Genomic DNA, 21,772 nt, shown 5'->3' with positions numbered 1-21,772 from the left:
TGAGCAGACTCACGCCTAGGGCAGCGGGAGCGGCTCGTCCAGCGGCTGCTTCTTGGGATCCATATCGATGCCGAGGTCCTTGGCGAAGACCGTCCGGGTGGCCGTGTAGACCTTCTCGGCCTTCTCGTCCAGCTCGAATACCCGCGCGCCGCGCAGGTGGTGTTCCTTGTCCCCGCCCAGGCCGTACGTGCCGAAGCCGGTGCCGGGTCCGTAGCCCAGCTCGATACCGAAGTAGTCGCCCGAATACGTGTTGATGTGGTCGTGGCCGACGAACACGCCGCGGACGTCCCCGCGTTCCTGCAGGGCGGCGTAGAGCCCGGAGTTGAAGGCGCCCGTGTAGACGCCTTCGTTCTTGACCCCGACGATGCCGTGCTTCTTAACCGCGGCGGCGTGGCCGGCGTCGTCCGAGCTGAACTGCGAGCCGAACCACATGTGGTGGTGCTCGAAGAGCGGGATATGGAAGAACATCAGGGACTGGACCTTGCCGTACTTCTGTTCGGTGGCGACGGACGCGTCCCGGTACCACTGGATCTGGCTCGGGCGGATCCAGTCGTAGCCCATCAGCCCGTCGAAGTCCTGCCCGCCGACCGTGTCCGGGGCGTACCGGCCGGAGTCCAGCAGCCAGATGCCGAACGCCGGCTTGTTGCTGCTGCCCGAGCGGATCAGGAGCTGCGCGTTCGAGGAGCCTTCGACGCCCTTTTCCGGCCCGGCGTTGACGTTGTGCTCGTAGCCGCGGACGAACTCGATCATCCTGGCCTCGGTCATCCCGGTGCCGTTCTCCATCGAATCCTCGTCGTGGTTGCCGAAGGTGAGCGCCCACTTGACGCCGCGGGATTCCATCGGCTGGACCACGTTGTTGATGGCCTGGCGGACTTCCAGGGCGCTCTTGGGCGAGCCGTTGATCACGTCGCCGTTGATGAGGGCGAAGCCCGGCTTCTCGGCATCCAGCACCCTGCCCATGAACTCGATGGTCCGGCGGTCCGTGCGCGGGCCGTCCTGGGTGTCGTTGAACTGGACGATGCGGAACTTTCCGTCGCTGCCGAACGCCAGCGGCATGCCGGCGCGGCCCTGCCGCGCGGGCACGGCGGCGTTGGCTCCGGGGGCCGAGGCCAGCATGCCGGCGAGGATAGCAGCGGAGCCGCCGGCGATCAGGCCGCGGCGTCCGAGGTTGGGGGAGTTGGTCATCTTCGGTGCCTTTCGTGCATCCGGCCATGAGCCGCGCTGCGGCGGGGCCGGGGGAGGACCCGCAGGCCGGAGTTTCGACCGTAGGCGCCGAAGATGGCGGCAGGTTGCCGCTTGGTTGAACGATTCCCAAACAGAAGTACGACGCCGGAAGTCGGGCCCCGGCGTCGTACGTTCCCTTTGGCTGGGGCTACTTGAGGTGGTCCACCAGCTGGCCGGCGATGCCGTTGTAGGTGGCCGGGGTCAGCGCCAGCAGGCGGGCCTCGGCGTCGGAGCTGAGGCCCAGCCCGGAGACGAATTCCTTCATGCGCTCGGCGTCCACCCGGTGCCCGCGGGTCAGCTCCTTCAGCCGCTCGTACGGGTTCTCCATGCCCTCCACGCCGGCGATGGCCTCGGCGCGCATGACCATCTGGATGGCTTCGCCGAGGACCTCCCAGTTCTGGTCGAGGTCCGCCGCCAGCACGTCGGCCGGGACGTTGAGCCGCTCCAGCCCCTTGGCCACATTGGAGATGGCCAGCAGCGAGTGGCCGAAGGCAACGCCGATGTTGCGCTGCGAGGAGGAGTCGGTCAGGTCGCGCTGCCAGCGGGACGTGACGAGCGTGGCGGCGAGGGTGTCCAGCAGACCGCAGGAGATCTCGAGGTTGGCCTCGGCGTTCTCGAACCGGATCGGGTTGACCTTGTGCGGCATCGTGGAGGAACCGGTGGCGCCCTCCACCGGCACCTGCGCGAAGTAGCCGATCGAGATGTAGCTCCAGATGTCCGTGCAGGCGTTGTGCAGGATGCGGTTGAAGCGCGCCACGTCGGCGTACAGCTCGGCCTGCCAGTCGTGCGACTCGATCTGGGTGGTCAGCGGGTTCCAGGTCAGGCCCAGGCCCTCGACGAAGCTGCGGGAAACGGCCTGCCAGTCCGCGCCGGGAACCGAGGCGTAGTGCGCCGCGTAGGTGCCGGTGGCGCCATTGATCTTGCCCAGGTATTCGGTGCGCGCGATCCGGTCCAGCTGGCGGCCGAGGCGGTGCGCGATGACCGCCAGTTCCTTGCCGAGGCTGGTCGGCGTGGCGGGCTGGCCGTGCGTGCGGGAGAGCATCGGCACGTCCCGGTGCTCCTCGGCCATGGCGGCGAACTGGCCGACCAGGGCCCGGGCGGCGGGCAGCCAGACCTGCTCGACGGCGCCCTTGATCCCCACGGCGTAGGAGAGGTTGTTGATGTCTTCCGAGGTGCAGCCGAAGTGCACCAGCGACTTCAGGTTGCCGATCCCGATGTCCGGCAGGCGGTTGCCGATGAAGTACTCGACGGCCTTCACATCGTGGACGGTGATGGCCTCGGTCTCCGCGAGTTCCTTGATCGAGTCGGCGTCGAACCCGGTGACGATCCGGCGCAGCGCCGACTTCTGGTCCGCCGTCAGTGGGCTCGTGCCGGGCAGCACGGACTGGTCGGTGAGGTGGATCAGCCACTCGACCTCCACATGCACGCGGTCCCGGTTCAGGGCGGCCTCGGACAGGTAGTCGACCAGCGGAGCGACGGCCGAGCGGTAGCGGCCGTCCAGGGGGCCGAGCATGATGCCGGGGGTGAGTTCGGCCAGGGGAACGCGGGGAGTTTCAGACATGCTCTTCATTCTTCCACGACCCTGGCTTCCGGGCCGATCGATGACCCGGCCTCCACAGGAGGCGCCGGCAGCGGGTTATCGGCCCGGTTATCGACATAGCCGAACAGGCCTCCTGTGCGCCTAAGAACCCGCTGCCTAGCGTGGTGGCATCGGAAAGGAGCCATCATGTGCAGTCTCTGGGCAGGTACGACGCCGGGGCTACCGGGCGGTGCGGACGGCGTGAGGGCGGCGGCGCGGACGCTGTTCGGCTGCGAGGAGGCGCTGCTGAGGCTGAACGGCGAGCTGGGCGGGCTGGAACTGGGCGCGTGGGTTTCGCCGGCCGGCCGCGCCTTCCGGGAAAGCCTGCAGCTGCGCAGGCTGCGGCTCGACCGGGCGGCAGCCGAGGTGGCGGAGGCCGCGGCGGCCGTCAGCGCGTTCGGCCAAGCCGCAGAAGCCTCCCCGGTGGTTCCCCGGACATGACGGGGATCCTGTTCCCGCCCGGCGGCCTGGCGTGGCCGAAGCCGCCGGATCCCGGCGGGGCCTTCAGCGTCCGTGGCGGCGTGGGCGGGATGCAGTTCCAGTGGCAGGAGCTCACCGATGCCGCGGCCAGGCTGGGCGCGGTGGCGGATGACGCCGACGCCGTCTATGGAGACCTCATGCTGGCCCAGCTGGCACTCCAGGACCCGCGCCTGGCCTGGGTGCCCTCGCGCGTGGCGGCACAGTCCGCGGTGGCGGAGGCGGCGGAGGTGCTGGACAGGTCCATCGCGGAGATCAGGGACCTGGCCGGGGAGGTCGCGGCTGCCCATGTGGCCTACCGCCTTGCCGAAGAAGCAGCCGCGTGGGGCATGGACCAGGTGCACGGAGCCACCTGGTGGGCCAGCGTCCCGCTCGGCATGGCGGGTAATGAAGGCCGGCCGACGCGGGACGGCACGGAGCTTGCGATCGTCCACGGTCCGGCCGCCCTGGCCGCGCTGATGGGGCTTCCGCCGTCGCTGGCCCGCAGTTCCTGGACTGCTGCCTCGCCGCGGGAGGCTGCGGCCGTGCTGGTCGGCACGGCTAATACCTTCGGGCTGCTGCGGACGGCTCCGGTCTCCGTGGCGAAGACGGACCGGCCCGCCGGCGAAATGAGGCTCGAGCCGACGGCCGCAGCCCTGCTGGAACGGGCACAAGCGGCAGCCGACGCTGGCCCGGGGACCATCGAGATCCTCGAGGTCCGGACGCCGCAGGGAACCCGCTGGGTGGTTACCCTGCCCGGCACCCAGGCGGCAAGCTCGGCCGAGGCCACGGCCAATCCGTTCGACGAGACCGGCGTGGCCGAAGCGCTCGCCGGAAACAGCCGGCACACTGCGGCCGCGGTCTCCGCGGCACTGGCCGAAGCCGGCGCCGCTGCGGCCGACCCGGTGGTGCTGGTCGGCTACAGCCAGGGCGGCATGCATGCGGCGAACCTTGCCGCCAGCGAGGAGTTCCGGGCCGCGCACAACGTGGCCTACGTGCTGACCGCCGGCTCGCCCGTCGGCGGGACGGCGATCCCGGAAGGAACCGCCGGGCTCCACCTCGAACATGTCCAGGACTGGGTTCCCGGAGCGGACGGCCGGCCGAACCCGGATACCCGGGACCGCGTCACCGTGACCCTGGCCGGCAGGGCGGCCACCCCGGAGGGCGAAGGCGCCGGCCTGGGGCCGGGACATGACTTCGCCAACTACGTCGAAGGCGCGCGGCGGCTGGAAGGCAGCCGGGATCCGTCCGTCGCCGCCGGCTCCGCCGTGCTTGGCGCCGCGCTCGCCGGCGGGGGAGCTGCCCGCAGGCATCTGGTCACCCTCCGGCGCGAGCTTCCGCCGAAGAACGTTCCGAAGGCCGCGCCGCTCCGGCTGCCCTCTCCTCCTACCCCGCCGGCTCCTACCCCGCCGGCGCGGCCGCCAGCCCGCGGTGCGCCTCGATGAGTTCCTTGATCCGGGACTTGCAGCCGCCGCAGCCGGTGCCGGCCCGCGTGCAGGCCGACACCTCCTCCGCCGTAGCGCAGCCGTCCGAAATGGCGTCCTCGACGCTGCCGAGCGTGGCCCCGGTGCAGCGGCACAGCGTCGAGCCGGGATCGGCAGGCCCGGCGCCGTCCGGCAGTTCTTCGACCGCATCGAGCCGGAACATCGCCGTCCGGTCGGCAGGCAGTTCCGCTTGGCGCTCGAAGAGCAGCACGAGTTCGGCGGCGGTCCTCGGCATGCCCACGCAGACCAAGCCCTCGAGCACGCCGCCACGGGTGACCATCTTGGCGTACCGGCCGTGTTCCGGGTCCGCCCACTGGGAGACGTGGCACGGAACGGTGCCCGGTCCGTGCGGCACGTCCTCCCACAGTTCGGCACCCACATTGCCCGCGGCCGCCATGTCCACCCCGCGCGCCTTGAGCAGGATCACGGGCGGGTGCTCGGCCGGCAGCCGGTCCGGGCCACCCGGTTCCGTTTCGGGCGGCAGCATGCCGGCGCCCTGCGGTCTCCCTCCGGCTGTTGTCCCGCCTGCGGCGGCAGCGGCGAGCAGCTGTCCGGCGAGGAACTCGGCCTGGCGCCAGCCGGGGCCCAGCAGTCCCAGTGGAGCGCCGGAGCCGGGACCGCACTCGGGGCAGTCGTCCTGCCCGCAGTTGACCTGGGCGCAGTCGCCGATCGCGAAGACACGGCTTTCGACATCGGCTTCGAGCCGGTGGTTGACCACGATGCCGGTGTCTACGGCGAGCCCGCAGCCTTCGGCGAGGCCGGTTCGCGGCCGGACGCCGCAGGAGAGCAACAGCAGGTCGGCCGGCAATTCGCTGCCGTCGTCGAGGACAAGCGCGTCGAAGCGGTGCCGGCCGCCGGGCTGGTTGCGGAAGCGGATGCCGGACGAGCGGGCGTTGGAGACCAGCCTGATGCCGCGTTCCCGCAGCGCCCTGGCGAGGACGGCTCCGCCCCCGGCATCGATGTTCCGTCCCAGCGGCCGCGGACCATGATGGACCACCGTGACCGCGGCGCCCTCGTCGGCAGCAGCGAGGGCGGCCTCGATGCCCAGGATCCCTCCGCCGAGCACAACGACCTCTCCGCGCGCCGCGACCACGCTGCGCAGCCGGGCGGCGTCGCCCAGGTCGCGCAGCGCGGTGACGCCCGGCGGGAGCAGGTGCAGGGCGGAGGGGTCCGGGTTGAGGCCGGTCAGCGTCGGAACCACCGGGCGGGCACCGGTGGCCAGCACGAGCCGGTCGTACGCTTCGATGCTGCCGTCGTCGAGCAGCAGTTGCCGGCGCGGGCGATCAATGCGCCGCACCGTCCGGCCCAGGCGAACGACGGCCCCCTGGCGGCGCAATCCGGACTCGTCCGCCAGCGAGATTGCCTCGGCCGTGGTCCGCCCGACTCCAACATCGGCGACCAGCACCCGGTTGTAGGCAGCCCCGGTCTCCGCCCCGATCACGGTGAGCCTTATCCGTCCCTCAGCCGCCGCGGGCAGCAGTTCGTCCACCAGGCGGGCGGCCACGGGACCGAAGCCGACGACGGCGATCCGTTCGGGTTGGCGCGTCACAGGGCACCCGCTTTCTCCAGCACGCTCACGGTCACGGAGCTGGTCTTGAACTCGGGCATGCCGGACACCGGATCGGTGGCGGCCGGCGTGAGCCGGTTGGCGCTCTGGCCGCCGGGAAAGTGGAAGGGCAGGAAGACGGTGTCCGGCCGGATGTCCTGGGTAACCTCGGCGACGCCGGTGACGGTACCGCGCCCGTTGCCGATCGTGACCCGGTCTCCGGCCTCGATGCCCAGCCGGTGGGCGGTCACCGGGTGGATCTGCAGCGCCAGCCCGGGCTGCGCGGCGGACAGCTCCGCGACCCGGCGGGTTTGGGTGCCCGACTGGTAATGCTCCAGCAGGCGGCCTGTGACAAGGGTGAGCTCGCCCGGCCGGTGCAGCTCGTCCGTCGGCACGGCCGGAGCCACTGCGATCAGCCGGGCACGCCCGTCGGCGTGGGCAAAGGAGTCCATGAACAGCCTCCGCGTGCCGGTTGACCCCGCCGGGTAAGGCCAGTAGGCCTCGGCACCCGAGTCCAGCAGGGGATAGCCGAGGCCGGAGTAGTCGGCCGGCCCGCCCGCCGACGCCCGGGCGAGCTCGTCGAAGACGGTCTCGGGATCGGTGCTGAAGTTCGTGGGCGCCTCCAGCCGCCGCGCCAGCTCGGACATGATCCACAACTCCGAGCGGGCGCCCGCCGGCGGGTCGATGGCGGCGCGGCGCCGCAGCACGCGGCCCTCGAGGTTGGTCATCGTGCCCTCTTCCTCGGCCCACTGCAGGACCGGCAGGACCAGGTCCGCTTCGGCGGCCGTCTCCGACATGAAGAAATCGGCAACCACGAGGAAGTCCAAGCGCCGCAGGCCGGCGATCACCTCGTTGGCATCGGGGGCGGAAACGGCCACGTTGGAACCATGGACAAAGAGGCAGCGGACACCGCCGGGCCGTCCGAGCGACATCAGCATCTCGACGGCGGGGACGCCCGGACCGGGAAGGTCCTCGGGCCGCACGCCCCAGACCGCGGCGACATGTTCGCGGGCCGCGGGATCCGTGATCTTCCGGTAGCCGGGCAACTGGTCGGCCTTCTGCCCGTGCTCCCGGCCGCCTTGCCCGTTGCCTTGGCCGGTGAGCGTCCCATAGCCGCCGTGGGCGCTGCCGGGCAGGCCGAGCAGCAGGGCCAGGTTGATGGCCGCCGTGGCGGTGTCGGCGCCGTCAACGTGCTGCTCCACGCCGCGCCCGGTGAGGATGTAGGTTCCCCCGGTCCCGTTCACCGGTTGGCCAGAGGCCCGGCGGGCACCGCCGGCCAACCGGTGGGCCGTCTCGCGGATCAGGGCGGCCGGCACTCCGGTAACTTCCTGGACCCGGGCGGGCCACCAGCGGTTGAGGCTGCGGCGCAGTTCCTCGAAGCCGGCGGTGCGCCGGGCAATGTAGTCCGTGTCGGCGAGCCCCTCCTGCAGCACCACGTGCGCGATTCCCATCAGCAGGACCATGTCGGTTCCCGGCGTCGGGGCCAGGTGCAGCCCGGCCCCGGCCCCGGCCAGGGCGGCAGTGGCGGAGCGCCGCGGATCGACCACGATCAGGCCGCCGGCATCGCGGGCGCCCTTCAGATGCTGCACGAATGGCGGCATGGTGTCGGCGACGTTGGAGCCCAGCAGCAGGATGGTGCCCGCGTCGTCCAGGTCCTGCAGCGGAAAGGGCAGGCCGCGGTCCAGGCCGAAGGCCCGGTTCCCCGCGGCCGCCGCCGACGACATGCAGAACCGGCCGTTGTAGTCGATCCGCGAGGTTCGCAGCGCCAGCCGCGCGAACTTTCCGAGCTGGTACGCCTTTTCATTTGTGAGGCCGCCGCTGCCGAACACGCCCACGGCATCCTGCCCGTGCATCGCCTGGGCGCTGCGGACGGCGCCGGCGGCGAGGTCGAGCGCCTCGTCCCAGCCGATCGGCCGGAAGCTCCCGTCGTCACCGCGCAGCAGGGGAGCGGTCAGGCGTTCCGGCGAATTCAGCAGTGCACTGGACGACCAGCCCTTGCGGCACAAGCCGCCGCGGTTGGTCGGGAAATCGCGCCCGGCCACCGCCAGTCCGGTTCCTGGCGCAGCGAGGCCGGTTGCCGCCTCCGCCGGCCCCGCGCCCGCTGCCACGGTCAGGGCCGGTCCCTGCGCGGCGACCGGACCGGACATGCCCTTCGAAGCCGCCGCACCGCCGTCGTTCATGGAAACGCCCTCCGCGGCCGGGGCCAGGCGCATGGCGCACTGGAGCGCGCAGTACGGGCAATGCGTCGCGGTAGCCATCAGACGCCGCCCTTGGCCATGGCGGAACCGGGCCGCAGGTAGCACGCCCACGTCACCGCGAGCATGAGCATGTAGGCCGCCACGAAGCCGTAGAACGCGGCGTTGTAGTTGCCGCCGGCGGCATGCGAGGCGCTCAGCACCTGAGGAATCACGAAGCCGCCGTAGGCGCCGATCGCGGAGATCAGGCCCAGCGCCGCGGAGGACTTGCGCTGGCTGTCCACCTCGCTGCGGCCAAAAGCCACGGACTCGCGCTGCCCGCGGATCGAGAAGATGCGCGGGATCATCCGGTAGGTGGCGCCGTTGCCGAAGCCGCTGGCCGTGAACAGCGCGAGGAACAGGGCCAGGAAGAGCCAGAAGTTGCCCAGCGGCAGCGTCCAGACCACGGCCAGGGCGATCACCGCCATCGTCGCGAACGCCGCCACCGTCATCCGCGCCCCGCCGAACCGGTCGGCCAGCTTGCCGCCGAGCGGACGGGTCAGCGAACCGACCAGCGGGCCCAGGAAGGCCAGCGAGAGCGCCGCCGTGCCCACGGCGAAGGAGGAGAACTCGGGGAACATGTCCTTGATCAGCTTCGGGAAGACTCCGGAGAAGCCGATGAACGAGCCGAAGGTGCCGATGTACAGCAGCGCCATGATCCACAGGTGCGGTTCCCGCAGCGCCGCCACGGAACCGGCCACGTCGCCCGTGGCGTGCGACAGGTTGTGCATGTATTTCCGTGCGCCCCACGCGGCGACCAGGATCAGCGGCACCCAGATGAGCCCGCCCAGCGGCAGGTTCAGCGACGCGGCCGCGCCCACGGTGATCGCCAGCGGCACGACCAGCTGGGCCACCGCTGCCCCGAGGTTGCCGCCAGCCGCGTTGAGCCCCAAAGCGTAGCCCTTTTCCGCGGCGGGATAGAAGTAGGTGATGTTGGCCATCGAGCTGGCGAAGTTGCCGCCGCCGAATCCGGCGAGGCCGGCCACCAGCAGCATGACGCCGAACGGTGTCTGCGGATTGGCCACGCACAGGGCCAGCCCGATCGACGGAACCAGCAGCAGCAGCGCCGAGACGACGGTCCAGTTCCGCCCGCCGAAGCGCGGGACCATGAAGGTGTAGGGGATCCGCAACGTCGCCCCAACCAGGCTCGGCATCGAGATCAGCCAGAAGATCTGCGAGGTGCTGAAGTCGAAACCGGCCGCGGGCAGTTGCACCGCCATGATGGACCAGAGCTGCCAGACCACGAAGCCGAGGAACTCGCAGAAGATGGACCAGCGCAGGTTGACCGTGGCGAGGGGGCGGCCCTCGGTCTCCCAGAGCTGCTTGTCTTCCGGATCCCAGCCGTCCACCCAGCGTCCGGGCCGGATCCGCAGCCGGGAAGCCGCGGCAGCCGGTGCGCCGGCCGGGCCTGTCCTCAGTTCAGTCTGATCAATACTCACGCGGTCCTCCAGGGGGAGCAGTTTTCACCGATGGAGAAGACTGTAGGAACCGCGTGTTTCGTCCCCTGCGGCGGGACGTTACGGCCGCATCAAAAGTGCCTCACGGCGGCCTCGAGGCAAGGTGAGGACGACGCCGGGAACGCCGCCCTGGCGCGCGGGTGCGGCTTGCGCGCCGGTCACCGCGTATTCGTGATGGCCCCGGCAATCAGCGAGACGACGCTGATGATCAGGGAGCCGAGCACGGCGGTCCAGAAGAACGAGTCCACGAGAAAGTGCACTGGTGTGAACTCGGAGAGCCAGGCCGTGAGCATCAGCATGAGGGCATTAATGACGATCGTGAACAATCCCAGGGTCAGGATCGTCAGCGGGAGCGACAGCAGGCTGACGATCGGGCGCACGAAGGCATTGACCAGCCCGAAGATCAGGCCGATGAACAGGTAGCCAAGGACGATGCCGACCGTCTCGTTTCCGCCGGAAGCCTCCGCGGCCGCGCCGGCCTCCAGGGTAATGCCCGGGAGCAGCCAGCTGGCCACCCACAGCGCGAGGCCGTTGATCAGGACGCGCACGATGAACTTTCCCATGGCCTCATGCTGTCATATGCACCGCCGGAGCACACGGGGCAGGGCTGTGCCCTGGCCCACGTATTCTTTAACCCATGACTTCTGCAAGGAACTTCACCGATGACGCTGCGGTCCAGGAAGATCCCCGCGCCGCTGCCGTCGCTCCCCGTCCCGTGGTGGCCCAGCTGCCCAAGTACGCCGCCGGGAAGCCGCCCGCCGTGATCGAGGGGCTGCAGCCCTACAAGCTCTCGTCGAACGAGAACCCGCTGCCGCCGCTGCCGGAGGTGCTGGCCGCGATCAATTCCCAGCACAGCATCCAGCGCTACCCGGACCCGTTGAGCACCGCCCTGCGCACCGAACTGGGCCGCTTCCTGGACGTGCCGTCGGAGGACATCGTCACCGGTGCCGGCAGCCTGGGCGCACTGGTGCAGATCCTGCAGACCTTCGCCGGGCGGAACCCGGACGGTACCGCGGACGAAGTGGTCTACGCATGGCGTTCCTTCGAGGCCTACCCCATCATGGTGGGACTGGCGGGCGCGGAGAGCGTCCAGGTGCCTAACCGGGCGGACGGTGCGCACGACCTTGACGCCATGGCCGCCGCCCTTACCGATCGGACCCGCGTCGTCCTGCTGTGCACCCCGAACAATCCGACCGGTCCGGCGCTGACCACGGCGCAGGTGGAGGACTTCCTCGCGAAGGTGCCGTCCGACGTCGTTGTGGTGATCGACGAGGCTTACACCGAGTTCGTGCGCGACCCCGAGGCAGTTGACGGCATCCGGCTCTACCGCAACTACCCGAATGTCATCGTGCTGCGGACCTTCTCCAAGGCCCACGGACTGGCGAACCTGCGCGTCGGCTACTCCGTGGCCAACCAGGGGCTGACCCGGCACCTCCGGGTCGCCGCCACCCCGTTCGCGGTGTCCAGCCTGGCCGAGGACGCGGCGATCGCCTCGCTCAAGCACTACGACCAGGTTGTGGAAAGGGTACAAAGCCTGGTGGACGAGCGGGAGCGCGTGGTCGCCGGCCTGAAGGACTTGGGCTGGAAGATCCCCGAGACCCACGCCAACTTCGTCTGGCTCCCGCTGGGCGCGGATTCGCAGGACTTTGCGGAGTTCGCGGGAACGCAGGCGCTCTCCGTGCGCGCCTTCCCCGGCGAGGGGGTGCGGGTGAGCATCGGTGAGGTCGAGGCCAACACCCGGTTCCTGGCCCTGTGTGCGAACTATACAAAGGGTCCGGGCGTTTCCTGACCGTAATAGGAACAGGCCTGCTGCCCGGTGGCAGTAGGCTAGGGAGCGGAAAACGACCGATATATGCCCCGCGGGTCATCTATTCCTTCGGGGGAATATAACAGCACAGGCGGCGCTGCGAAGCGGCCGCCGGCGAGGAGTTCGTATGGGCGCTGAGCACCTGCCCACCTCGGAATTCGAGATTGTGGAGCTGGAGCAGGCCCTGGCCGCCAGCGATCCCGCTGACGCGCCGGACATGGTGCAGCTGCTCGACGCCGACGGCGTCCTGCAATTCGACGCGCGCTTCAGCCCCTTCGCAGAGCATCTTGATGCGGAGGCGCTCCGCGGGCTGTACCGGGACATGTTCCTGGTCCGCCGCTTCGACCAGGAGGCGACGGCGCTCCAGCGCCAGGGCCAGCTGGCCCTGTGGCCGCCGCTGCTCGGGCAGGAAGCCGCCCAGATCGGCTCCGGCCGCGCCCTGCAGCCGCAGGACTACGTGTTCCCCACCTACCGGGAACACGGCGTCGCCCTTACCCGCGGCCTGCAGCTGTCCTCGCTGCTGAAGCTGTTCCGCGGCATCACCAACGGCGGCTGGGACCCTCGGGAGAAGAACTTCCACATCTACACGCTGGTGCTGGCCGCACAGACGCTGCACGCCGTCGGCTATGCGATGGGAATCCAGCGGGACCAGGAGGACGCCGTCAGCGTCGCCTACTTCGGCGACGGGGCCAGCTCCGAGGGCGACGTCCACGAATCGATGGTCTTTGCCGCCTCCAACCAGTCACCGGTGGTGTTCTTCTGCCAGAACAACCACTGGGCGATCTCGGTGCCAACCGAAGTGCAGTCGAGGATCCCGCTGTCCAACCGGGCCAGCGGCTACGGGTTCCCCGGCATCCGCGTGGACGGCAACGACGTGGTGGCTGTCCATGCCGTGACCCGCTGGGCCCTCGAGCATGCCCGCTCGGGGAAGGGGCCGGTGCTGATCGAAGCCTTCACCTACCGGATGAGCGCGCACACGACGGCGGATGATCCCACCAAGTACCGGCTGTCCTCGGAAGAGGCGGAGTGGCGGCAGCGGGATCCGCTATCCCGGCTGGCCAAGCACCTGCGCGGGGCCGGCACCGGGGACACGTTCTTTGACGAGGTGGCTGCCGAGGGCGAGGCCATGGCTTCCGCGGTCCGTGCCGAGGTGCTCGCCATGGAGGGACCGGAGTTCGAGCAGAGCTTCGAGACGGTCTACGCGGACCCGCACCCGCTGGTCGCCGAGGAACTGGCGTGGCACCGGAAATACGAGGCGGGCTTCGCCGACACCGACCGCTCGGGGGAGGGCAACTAATGGCCACGATGACCATCGCCAAGGCGATCACCGCGGGGCTGCGCCGCGCCCTGGCCGAGGACCCGAAGACGCTGCTGATGGGCGAGGATATCGGCGCCCTCGGCGGGGTCTACCGCGTGACGGAAGGGCTGCAGGAGGAGTTCGGGAAGGACCGCGTCGTCGACAGCCCGCTGGCGGAGTCCGGCATCATCGGCACCGCCATAGGCCTCGCCATGCGTGGCTACCGTCCCGTCTGCGAGATCCAGTTCGACGGATTCGTGTTCCCGGCCTTCAACCAGATCACCACCCAGCTGGCGAAGATCCATGCGCGCACCAGCGGGCAGGTCTCGGCCCCCGTCGTCGTCCGCATTCCCTACGGCGGCGGCATCGGCTCCATCGAGCACCACTCGGAATCCCCGGAAGCCCTCTTCGCCCACACCGCCGGCCTGCGCATCATCACGCCCTCCAACGCGCACGACGCGTACTGGATGACCCAGCAGGCGGTGGCCTCGAATGACCCGGTGATCGTCTTCGAGCCCAAGCGCCGGTACTGGCTCAAGGGCGAGGTGGACACCGAGCAGGCCGGGCTGGATGCCTTCAGCGCCGCCGTCCTGCGCGAAGGCACGGACGCGACGGTCGTGGCCTACGGCCCCCTGGTGCCCGTGGCCCTCGCCGCTGCCGAGGCCGCCGAGGAGGACGGCAACAGCGTCGAGGTGATCGACCTGCGTTCCATCTCGCCGATCGACTTCGACACGGTCACCGCCTCGGTGCAGAAGACCGGCCGGCTCATCGTCGCCCACGAGGCCCCGACCTTCGGCGGCATCGGCGGCGAAATCGCGGCGCGGGTCAGCGAACGCGCCTTCCTGAGCCTGGAGGCCCCGGTGCTGCGGGTCGGCGGTTTCCACATGCCGTACCCGGTGGCCAAGGTCGAGGAGCACTATCTGCCGGACATCGACCGCATCCTCGAGGCCCTCGACCGCTCGCTCGCCTACTGATCCGGAGTTTCCATGTCGAACACACTCATCTTCAACCTGCCCGACGTCGGCGAAGGCCTCGTCGAGGCGGACATCGTGTCCTGGAAGGTCAAGCCCGGGGACACGGTGGCGATCAACGAGGTGATCGTGGAGATCGAAACGGCCAAGTCCCTGGTGGAGCTGCCCAGCCCGTACGCCGGCGTGGTGGCGGAACTGCTGGCCGAGGAAGGCCAGACCGTGGAAGTGGGCGCCCCGATCATCTCCGTGCAGCCGGCCGGTGCCGAGGCGCAGGCCGAACCTGAGAAGCCCGGCGGGGACGCCCTCGCCGAGGCGCTGCCCGCCGCGCCGAGGGAAACTCCGGCGACTGCAACTGCGACTGCGACTGCGGCTGCGGCTGCGGCTGCGGCGGCGCCGGAACCGGAACTGAAGCCCCTCGTCGGGTCGGGGCCAAAGGCGGACGCGGTCAAGCGGCGGCCGCGCCGCAGCACCGGGGTTACCTCTCCAATAACGACGACGGCGGACGCCGCAGTGGGGAACGCCGCCCCGGAGGACACATCGCTCGCCAACGCCCCCGCCGGCCACCACCACGGCGTTTCCGACTCCAGCCCGGCCCACCACGCTCCGCACGTCCCGCCCGTTCCCGCGGCGCCCTCCGCCGAGCCCGCTGGCCTTCGGCACCGCCGGGCGGACGCGCAGGCTGCCGTTTCCCGGCTGCTGAACCGCGTGCTGGCCAAGCCGCCGGTGCGCAAGGCAGCCAAGGATCTCGGGATCGACCTGGCGGACATCGTGCCGACGGGCCGCGGCGGTGAAGTCACCAAGCAGGACCTGCTCAGCTACCAGGCCCAGCGGGACGCCGAGCTGGACCAGGCCGAGACCTTCTGGGCGCCCAGCAGGAAGCCGCAGGAGCAGCGGATTGAGCGCCTGCCCGTCAAGGGCGTCCGGAAGGCCACCGCCAAGGCCATGGTCGAATCCGCCTTCACCGCGCCGCATGTCAGCATCTTCGTGGACGTCGATGCTTCGCGGACCATGGAGTTCGTCAAGCGGCTCAAGGCAAGCCGGGACTTCGAGGGGATCAAGGTCTCCCCGCTGCTGATCCTGGCCAAGGCCGTTATCTGGGCCGCCGCGCGCAACCCCTCGGTCAACGCGACCTGGACGGACGACGCGATCCTGGTCAAGCACTTCATGAACCTGGGCATCGCAGCGGCCACCCCCCGCGGCCTGATGGTGCCCAACATCAAGGACGCCCAGGACCTCTCGCTGAAGGAACTGGCCATTGCGCTGAACCAGCTGGCCGCAAGGGCCCGCGAGGGCAAGACCCAGCCGGCCGAGATGCAGGGCGGCACGCTGACGATCACCAACATCGGCGCGCTTGGCATCGACACCGGGACGCCGATCATCAACCCGGGCGAAGTGGCCATCGTCGCCTTCGGCACCATCAAGCAGAAGCCGTGGGTGCTCGACGGCGAGGTCATTCCCCGCTGGGTAACCACCCTCGGGGGCTCCTTCGACCACCGCGTGGTGGACGGCGACCTGTCCGCGCGCTTCATGGCGGACGTGGCGGCGATCATGGAGGAGCCGGCGCTGCTGCTCGATTGAACCGCGCAACCCTGGCGCCGGTGCTCCTGCGCGACTGAGCGATGGCGCCGGCGCCCCGCCGTCGTTCGCTATGATCGACAGCAGTGGCGAGGAGGAGCGAACCATGACCGAGACGACCGGCACCGCTGTGCAGACTGCCGACCTTTACGACGAGCGGGGCGAGGAACTGCAATCCGTCGCCCTGCAGTTCCTGAACCTTGGCGCGCACGCGGCCTTCAGCGGGCCGATCCGCACGATCCGCTGCCACGAGGACAACGGCCTGGTGAAGTCCGTGCTGAATTCGCCGGGCGGCGGCTGTGTCCTGGTGGTCGACGGCGGCGGTTCGCTTAAAACGGCGCTGATGGGGGACCTGATCGCAGCGGCGGCCGTGGAGAACGGCTGGGCCGGCGTCGTGATCAACGGCGCCGTCCGGGACCGTGCCGTGCTGGCCGGCCTGCCGCTGGGCATCAAGGCGCTGGGCAGCAATCCCCGCAAGAGCGCCAAGGAGTCGGCCGGTGAAGTGGACGCGCCGGTGGAGTTCTCCGGCGTGCGGTTCCGTCCCGGCGCGATGCTCTACGCGGACCTCGACGGCATCCTCGTGGAGCGCTGAGCCGGGAGGGCAGCACGTCTGTGAAAGACTGGGAGGCATGAGCAGCAACCGCCCCACGCGCCGCAACGATCCCGGCATCCCCCGCATCGACTGGCGCGGCACGCTCTGGGCGATGCTGTTCGTCTTCCTGCTCAGCTACGTCTTCATCGCGCTGTTCCCGGGCATGCACACCATCCTGCGCATCGTGCTGGTGCTGGCCCTCTACTTCGCCGGCCGGTACGTGTACCACCGGTACCTGAAGAAACGGCGCTAGGCGCACTTAGGCAGCCTAGCCAGTCCGCTCGGCTGTCCCCGCCTCGATGGCCTCGGCAATGACCGGGGCCAGCCGGCGGACGCCCTCGCGGATCCGGTCGCCCGCCACGGCGCTGAAGGCCAGCCGGAGCCGGTTGGACGGCTCGTCGGATGGCGTGAAGGCGGCCCCCGGGATGAAGACGACTCCGGCGTCGATGGCGCGGTGGAGCAGCGGGTACGTGTCGATCCCCGGCGGCAGCGTCACCCAGACGAAGAAACCGCCCTCGGGGCGCGTCCACGTGACCCCCGGCGGCATGTATTCCTCCAGCGCGGAAAGCATGGCGAGGCAGCGTTCCGCATAGAGGTCGCGGTAGTTGGTGATCTGGCCCCGCCAGTCGTGGCCGTCCAGGTACTCCGACACCAGCATCTGGTTCAGAGTGGGCGGGCACAGCGTGACGGCTTCGCTGGCCAGGTAGAACCGGCGCTGCAGGTGGGCCGGCACCAGCGCCCAGCCGATCCGCAGGCCCGGCGCCAGGATCTTGGAGAACGAGCCCATGTAGATTACGTCCGCTGGATGCCCCGCCCTGAGGGGCGGAATCGGCTGGCCGTCGAAGCGCAGCAGCCCGTAGGGGTTGTCCTCGATGATCAGGATGTTCGCTTGCTGGCAGATCCGCACGATCTCCTCGCGCCGTTCGGCCGCCAGCGTGATGCCCGAGGGATTGTTGAAGTTGGGGATCGTGTAGAGGAACTTGATGTTGCCGCCCGCGGAGCGGACCTCGGCGATGCGCCGCCGGAGTTCGTCCGGAACAAGCCCGCGGTCGTCCATGGCGACGGCTTCGACGTTGACCTCATAGGCTTCGAAGGTATTCAGTGCCCCGACGTAGGTTGGATCTTCGCACAGGACCGTGTCCCCGGGATTGCAGAACACCTTGCAGGCCACGTCCTGCGCGCTCTGGGAACCTACGGTAACGACGACGTTCCCCGGGTCGGCATCGGTGATGCCTTCCTCGGCCATGACCTCGCAGATCTGTTCCCGCAGCTTTTCCATGCCTTGGCCGCCGCCGTACTGCAGCGCGGTGAGCCCGTGTTCGGTCACGAGCTTGTAGGCCATCCCGCCGATCTTTTCCAGCGGCAGCGACTGCAGGAACGGGTTGCCCCCGGCCAGCGAGACCAGCCCGGGCCGCAGCGAGATGTCGAAGACGTCGCGGACTGCGGACTGCTTGATCTTGGACGCCCGCGCGGAAAACAGTTCATGGTGGCGGTGGGAGGTCGCGGCGCGCTCCAGGGCGACCTCGGTCTCGGTGGAAAGGTCGGCGGGCGCGGTCGGCTGGTGTGCTGTCACTCACACAGGATAACCCGCGGTGTTGCTTTCCATGCAACTCCTGTTTACTTCGCGGCTTGGTTATCGGCTGGTGATCGGGCCGCCGGCCGGCCTATCCGTCCCGGTCAGAGCCAGCCAGCGTCCTTGGCCTTGAGTGCCGCCTGGAAGCGGCTTTCGGCGCCGAGCTGCTCCAGCATCCAGGCGATGTGCCGGCGGCAGGTCCGGACGCTGATGTCGAGCCGTCGGGCGATCACTTCATCGGAGTGGCCGGCCGCCATGCCCCGCAGGATGGACTGCTGGACGCTGTTCAGCTGGGCGGTGTTGCCTGCCTCGTCCGCGTTGTAGGGCGTAGCCAGCTCCCATGCCACATTGAACAGGTGGGTGAAGACGTGGATGAGCTTCGGGTCGCGCACCACGAGCGCCCCGCGGTCGTCGGGGTAAAGCTGGCGAGCCACGAGGGCCAGGTTCCGGTCGAAGATCAGCACCTTCAGCGGAACGTACGGCAGGGTCCGGTACTCGAGCCCGGCCGGAGCTGTTGCGGCCACGGCTTTGCGCGTCGGCACATGGTCCAGGGTGCTGTTGCTGTAGAGGTTCTTGCGGACGACGCCGCGATCGAGCAGTTCCAGGTCCTTCTGGATGCTCTCCTCGTGCACTTCCGCGGTAGAGCCTGTGCCCGGCTGGCTGATCAGAACCTGCTCGCTGACGTCGCGGCCGTAGTCGATCAGCAGCTTGCGGATGACTCCGGGGTCCTCCAGCACTTCGACCGTCGAATCAAGGCCGACGTTCTTCCGGGCCGCGAGGTAGGAGGGGACCAAGGTGGCCATATCGCTGCGGTGCGCGCTGATCTTGGCCCGCAGGTCGATCAGCAGCCTCTCGTCCGCGTCCACCAGCTGGGAGAGCGCGACGTCCGGCGGGATGGCGATGTAGGCCTCGACATGCGGTGCCGGCTGCTGCAGAAGCTTGCGGGTCACGAGTTCCGCGATCGCGGCGTTGAGGTCGCGTATCGTGTAGCCCAACGCCGTGGAAGCGGACTCTTTCGTCCACTCCGGATTGGCTACGGCATGTTCGTACAGTTCGAAGGCTGTGCCGCTCAGCATCCGCTGCCCCCTCGGCTGGTTTTGAGACTAGTAAGTAAATGCCATGTCCGGTTGTTGCCAATCGGTTTAAGTAGGCACGTTCAAATCATACCTTTGGCGCTAAAACCTTGGAATCTCAGGCGACTTCCGGGCCGGCCCCGGATGGCATCAAGCGGACACCCGTTGGCGCCTGTCCCAATGTGTGCATGTCCGGTTCCTGCCCCTCCTCCGGCTGGACACCGCCCGGGCTGACACGGAACTCTTGAAGTTGTCGGGGGGCATTCCCCGATGGTTTGCCACTCACACCCAAAAGGGGAATGACATGTTCAAGAGGATCGCCAGCATCACGGCAGGTCTGCTGGTTGCCTTCGGTGCGATCTCGGCAGCCACTCCTGCAGTGGTAGCCGAGCAAGGGCCCAAGCCCAACAGCACACCGGTCGCAGCCTGGGACTGGTAAAAAGCCGCCCCATCCCCAAGCATGAAGCTGATCCTGTAACCAGGACGGCCAGGCTATTCCTCCCCAACCACCAGCGAGCTAACCAAGGAGAAGCGCATGAGCCAGCTGACAGCCATCCGCACCTCGGAAACGCTCAGTCTCAAATCATACTGGTGGGTCCTGTCTATATACACGGGTAGACAGGACGTAGCCGAAGCCGTCATAGGAGAACTGGTTACGCCGCTGGTGGCCCACGCTCGCCGCGAAGGCGTGGGCCGCTGGTACTTCGGTCATCATGTTGACGAGGTGGGGCCTCACATAAAGGTCCGGTTCCTGGGCCACCGCTCAGTCCTCGATAGCCTCCAGAGGTTTGAGTTGGCGGCCCGGGGCCGGCTCCTTGAAGCCGTGCCTACGGCCAGGATCCAGCAGAACTACGTACTGCCTCCAAACTGTGAGGACCTGGCCGGCCTTCTCGGGCCCGAGCCGGTGTCGATGGTTCACGAATCGGAGCTGGACAGGTTCGGCGGAGCCGACGGCCTGGTCCTGGCAGAGGAGGTCTTCGAGCTTTCATCTGAATTGGCGAGCTGGGCGGTTGGACGCTTCAGCAAGTCGCAGGGGCGGACGGCCCTGGGAGCGCTGCTGCTCTCGGACGCTGCCTGGGCGATGATGAATGGTCCGAAGTCCGCCCAGTGGCCGGACCGGCGCAGGCTGTCCTGGAACTACTGCTGGGACAACCACTTGAGGGTCTCGACGTTGGAGCTTGGGCGCGGTGCTGCAAAGGCGCGCGCCGGCCTGGCGGCCAGTCTTGCCCCGAGGACGGCCCCGATGCACCGGCTGATGGCAGCGACAGCAGCCGAAGGTTCAGTGCAGAACTGGCGCCGTCGCTGGAAGCGGGCAATCGATGCTTACCTTTACCGGGCTGACAAGTCACGGGTAAGCCGCAGCGCCCAGAACCTGATGTTCAGCCAGTCGCACTACATGATGAACCGGCTTGGCTTCACGATGTGGGAAGAAGCAGCCTTGGGAATCTACGCCCGCGCGTGGACGCCTGATACTGAATCCGCTCTGTTGGAGAAGAGAAGAAGATGACCCCGTTCACGTCGGCCAACGCCGTCTACCTGCGCTCGTCCGAAACTACTGACCAGACCAGCACCGAAGCCCTGGAAGAGATGGGCGGGCTCGCCTCGCACGGACCGGACGGCGACCTGTGGAACCTGACCGGAAGCGACTACTCGCGGGATGCGGCCTGGGCGGACCACGCCTGGCAGTAATCCTCGATCCTCATAACCTCATAAGCCACTGGCTGGAACTCCCCCCAACGGTTCCGGGCAGTTAAGGGCAACTGGCCGGAACTCCCCCCAACGGTTCCGGCCAGTTGCCTGTCCGGAAACAATCGCTTCCAAAGGGAAGCGGCCCATTTGGGGCTGCAGGCGCCGGAGGATCCTCCACTATGCCGCGTTTGTGACGTTCCACGGCGCAACGAATTTCATGGAAACGCAAACAATTGAGAATTTCAACTTGATTTGTTGGCCCGCGTCACAGAATATCTTGTGTGTAACGATCATCACGCCGTGTTTGACCGCGACAAGTGGCTTATCTCACACTGGCTGGTGAACAGGTGTTCAATAAGCGAACACCAAACGCGGCATCCCGCTCGCTGAGGGGGCACGAAGGAGTGGAAATGGAACGACCGAGGACCGCATCGGCATGACGGCGCAGGCGGTTGACAAGAGCGGTGCCGCGCACGCCGCACCTAAGCGGCCGGCCAGGAAGCTGCCGGGCAAGCAATTGCTGGGTGTTGCCGGCATTCTGGGCTTTCTGCTGGTCTGGGAGCTGGTGCCGCGGGTTGGTTTGGTCGAGCCGCGGTTTTTGCCGCCGGCGTCCGAGGTGATTGGGGCGTTGGCCCGGGATTTCGGGTTGACGGCTTTCTGGGTCGCGGTGGGTGAGACGATGCTGGCCTGGCTGTTGGGTCTGGTGATCGCGATTGTGCTGGCGACGGTGCTGGGCTTCATTATCGGGTCGTCGTCGTTCCTGCGGAAGCTGACCAATTCCACTGTGGAGTTCCTGCGGCCGATCCCGTCGGTGGCGCTGATCCCTTTGGCGGTGCTGTTGTTCGGGGTGAAGATCGAGTCCACGCTGATGCTGGTGGTGTATGCCTCGTTCTGGCAGGTCTTCATCCAGGTGCTGTACGGGGTGGCGGACGTGGACAACGTGGCGATGAATACGGCCAGGTCGTACGGGTTGGGGCCGGTGGCGCGGGTGCGGTACGTGGTTTTCCCGACCGCGCTGCCGTACCTGATGACGGGTGTGCGGCTGGCCGCGTCGGTGGCGCTGATCCTGGCGATCACGGCCGAACTGGTGATCGGCTCGCCGGGCCTGGGCCGGGAGATCGCCCTGGCTCAGTCCGGCGGCGCGATCTCGGGCATGTATGCGCTGGTCCTGGCGACCGGCCTGATCGGGGTCGCGATCAATCTGGTGATGCGCTG

The 21,772-nt window shown here is 68.7% G+C and carries 20 protein-coding genes; 12 read left to right on the top strand and 8 right to left on the bottom strand.

Annotation, left to right across the window (positions count from 1 at the left end):
- Positions 1 to 15 precede the first annotated feature (15 nt).
- Together AHIS1636_RS04200 and purB are read right to left on the bottom strand one after the other, a co-directional pair.
- Positions 16 to 1,185: a metallophosphoesterase family protein gene (locus AHIS1636_RS04200; protein WP_264794564.1), complete on the bottom strand. Its 1,170-nt coding sequence runs from the start codon at positions 1,183 to 1,185 to the stop codon at positions 16 to 18.
- A gap of 187 nt (positions 1,186 to 1,372) precedes the next feature.
- Positions 1,373 to 2,785 carry an adenylosuccinate lyase gene (gene purB, locus AHIS1636_RS04195; RefSeq protein WP_264794563.1) on the bottom strand — a complete coding sequence of 471 codons (1,413 nt, stop codon included), beginning with the start codon at positions 2,783 to 2,785 and terminating at the stop codon, positions 1,373 to 1,375.
- Positions 2,786 to 2,950: 165 nt separating this feature from the next.
- On the opposite strand from purB, the gene AHIS1636_RS04190 reads away from it, so the two are divergent.
- Positions 2,951 to 3,244, top strand: coding sequence for a hypothetical protein (locus AHIS1636_RS04190; RefSeq protein WP_264794562.1), 294 nt, complete (start codon positions 2,951 to 2,953; stop codon positions 3,242 to 3,244).
- Positions 3,241 to 4,704 (top strand): hypothetical protein, encoded by a 1,464-nt coding sequence (locus tag AHIS1636_RS04185; protein ID WP_264794561.1) that lies wholly within the window; start codon positions 3,241 to 3,243, stop codon positions 4,702 to 4,704. The genes AHIS1636_RS04190 and AHIS1636_RS04185 overlap by 4 nt, the downstream gene beginning before the upstream one ends.
- Here the strand turns inward: AHIS1636_RS04185 and AHIS1636_RS04180 are convergent.
- From AHIS1636_RS04180 to AHIS1636_RS04165, 4 genes are all read right to left on the bottom strand, one after another.
- Positions 4,661 to 6,292, bottom strand: coding sequence for an FAD-dependent oxidoreductase (locus AHIS1636_RS04180; protein ID WP_264794560.1), 1,632 nt, complete (start codon positions 6,290 to 6,292; stop codon positions 4,661 to 4,663). The two genes, AHIS1636_RS04185 and AHIS1636_RS04180, sit on opposite strands and share 44 nt — an antisense overlap.
- Positions 6,289 to 8,547 (bottom strand): molybdopterin oxidoreductase family protein, encoded by a 2,259-nt coding sequence (locus AHIS1636_RS04175; RefSeq protein WP_264794559.1) that lies wholly within the window; start codon positions 8,545 to 8,547, stop codon positions 6,289 to 6,291. The genes AHIS1636_RS04180 and AHIS1636_RS04175 overlap by 4 nt, the downstream gene beginning before the upstream one ends.
- On the bottom strand, positions 8,547 to 9,962 hold the full coding sequence (locus tag AHIS1636_RS04170) for an MFS transporter (protein WP_373875783.1): 1,416 nt from the start codon (positions 9,960 to 9,962) through the stop codon (positions 8,547 to 8,549). The genes AHIS1636_RS04175 and AHIS1636_RS04170 overlap by 1 nt, the downstream gene beginning before the upstream one ends.
- A 176-nt stretch (positions 9,963 to 10,138) precedes the next feature.
- Positions 10,139 to 10,543 (bottom strand): phage holin family protein, encoded by a 405-nt coding sequence (locus AHIS1636_RS04165; RefSeq protein WP_264794558.1) that lies wholly within the window; start codon positions 10,541 to 10,543, stop codon positions 10,139 to 10,141.
- A 74-nt stretch (positions 10,544 to 10,617) separates the two neighbouring features.
- Between AHIS1636_RS04165 and AHIS1636_RS04160 the strand changes: the two genes are divergently transcribed.
- The 6 genes from AHIS1636_RS04160 to AHIS1636_RS04135 all read left to right on the top strand — a co-directional run bounded on the left by AHIS1636_RS04160 (position 10,618) and on the right by AHIS1636_RS04135 (position 16,475).
- Positions 10,618 to 11,769, top strand: a complete 1,152-nt coding sequence (locus AHIS1636_RS04160; RefSeq protein ID WP_264794557.1) for a histidinol-phosphate transaminase — start codon at positions 10,618 to 10,620, stop codon at positions 11,767 to 11,769.
- A 145-nt stretch (positions 11,770 to 11,914) separates the two neighbouring features.
- The gene (gene pdhA, locus AHIS1636_RS04155) at positions 11,915 to 13,084 is read left to right on the top strand and encodes a pyruvate dehydrogenase (acetyl-transferring) E1 component subunit alpha (RefSeq protein WP_264794556.1); all 1,170 of its coding nucleotides are present in this window, start codon (positions 11,915 to 11,917) and stop codon (positions 13,082 to 13,084) included.
- On the top strand, positions 13,084 to 14,058 hold the full coding sequence (locus AHIS1636_RS04150; protein ID WP_264794555.1) for an alpha-ketoacid dehydrogenase subunit beta: 975 nt from the start codon (positions 13,084 to 13,086) through the stop codon (positions 14,056 to 14,058). Before pdhA ends, AHIS1636_RS04150 begins: the two co-directional genes overlap by 1 nt.
- 12 nt (positions 14,059 to 14,070) lie before the next feature.
- Positions 14,071 to 15,633, top strand: a complete 1,563-nt coding sequence (locus AHIS1636_RS04145) for a dihydrolipoamide acetyltransferase family protein (RefSeq protein WP_264794554.1) — start codon at positions 14,071 to 14,073, stop codon at positions 15,631 to 15,633.
- Between the two features lie 103 nt (positions 15,634 to 15,736).
- The gene (gene rraA / locus AHIS1636_RS04140; protein ID WP_264794553.1) at positions 15,737 to 16,222 is read left to right on the top strand and encodes a ribonuclease E activity regulator RraA; all 486 of its coding nucleotides are present in this window, start codon (positions 15,737 to 15,739) and stop codon (positions 16,220 to 16,222) included.
- Positions 16,223 to 16,259: 37 nt separating this feature from the next.
- Positions 16,260 to 16,475, top strand: coding sequence for a hypothetical protein (locus tag AHIS1636_RS04135; protein ID WP_264794552.1), 216 nt, complete (start codon positions 16,260 to 16,262; stop codon positions 16,473 to 16,475).
- Between the two features lie 15 nt (positions 16,476 to 16,490).
- On the opposite strand, the gene AHIS1636_RS04130 is transcribed toward AHIS1636_RS04135, so the two are convergent.
- Positions 16,491 to 17,795 carry an aminotransferase-like domain-containing protein gene (locus AHIS1636_RS04130; RefSeq protein ID WP_264794551.1) on the bottom strand — a complete coding sequence of 435 codons (1,305 nt, stop codon included), beginning with the start codon at positions 17,793 to 17,795 and terminating at the stop codon, positions 16,491 to 16,493.
- A 104-nt stretch (positions 17,796 to 17,899) separates the two neighbouring features.
- A complete protein-coding gene (locus AHIS1636_RS04125; protein WP_264794550.1) occupies positions 17,900 to 18,871 on the bottom strand; it encodes a helix-turn-helix transcriptional regulator in 972 nt (323 codons plus the stop codon).
- 301 nt (positions 18,872 to 19,172) lie between these two features.
- On the opposite strand from AHIS1636_RS04125, the gene AHIS1636_RS04120 reads away from it, so the two are divergent.
- From AHIS1636_RS04120 to AHIS1636_RS04105, 4 genes are all read left to right on the top strand, one after another.
- Positions 19,173 to 19,307, top strand: a complete 135-nt coding sequence (locus tag AHIS1636_RS04120; RefSeq protein ID WP_262106808.1) for a hypothetical protein — start codon at positions 19,173 to 19,175, stop codon at positions 19,305 to 19,307.
- Positions 19,308 to 19,403: 96 nt separating this feature from the next.
- Positions 19,404 to 20,375: a lantibiotic dehydratase C-terminal domain-containing protein gene (locus AHIS1636_RS04115; protein WP_264794549.1), complete on the top strand. Its 972-nt coding sequence runs from the start codon at positions 19,404 to 19,406 to the stop codon at positions 20,373 to 20,375.
- Complete coding sequence (locus AHIS1636_RS04110) at positions 20,372 to 20,557, top strand: hypothetical protein (RefSeq protein ID WP_264794548.1); 186 nt, start codon at positions 20,372 to 20,374, stop codon at positions 20,555 to 20,557. The genes AHIS1636_RS04115 and AHIS1636_RS04110 overlap by 4 nt, the downstream gene beginning before the upstream one ends.
- Positions 20,558 to 20,993: 436 nt before the next feature.
- Positions 20,994 to 21,772, top strand: a 779-nt coding sequence (locus tag AHIS1636_RS04105) for an ABC transporter permease (protein ID WP_264794547.1), incomplete at its 3' end; no start/stop codon positions are given.

The organism is Arthrobacter mangrovi (assembly GCF_026011795.1).
GTDB lineage: Bacteria > Actinomycetota > Actinomycetes > Actinomycetales > Micrococcaceae > Crystallibacter > Crystallibacter mangrovi.
The sequence above is the reverse complement of the archived record's forward strand: the minus strand, read 5'-3'. Positions and strand labels throughout refer to the sequence as shown.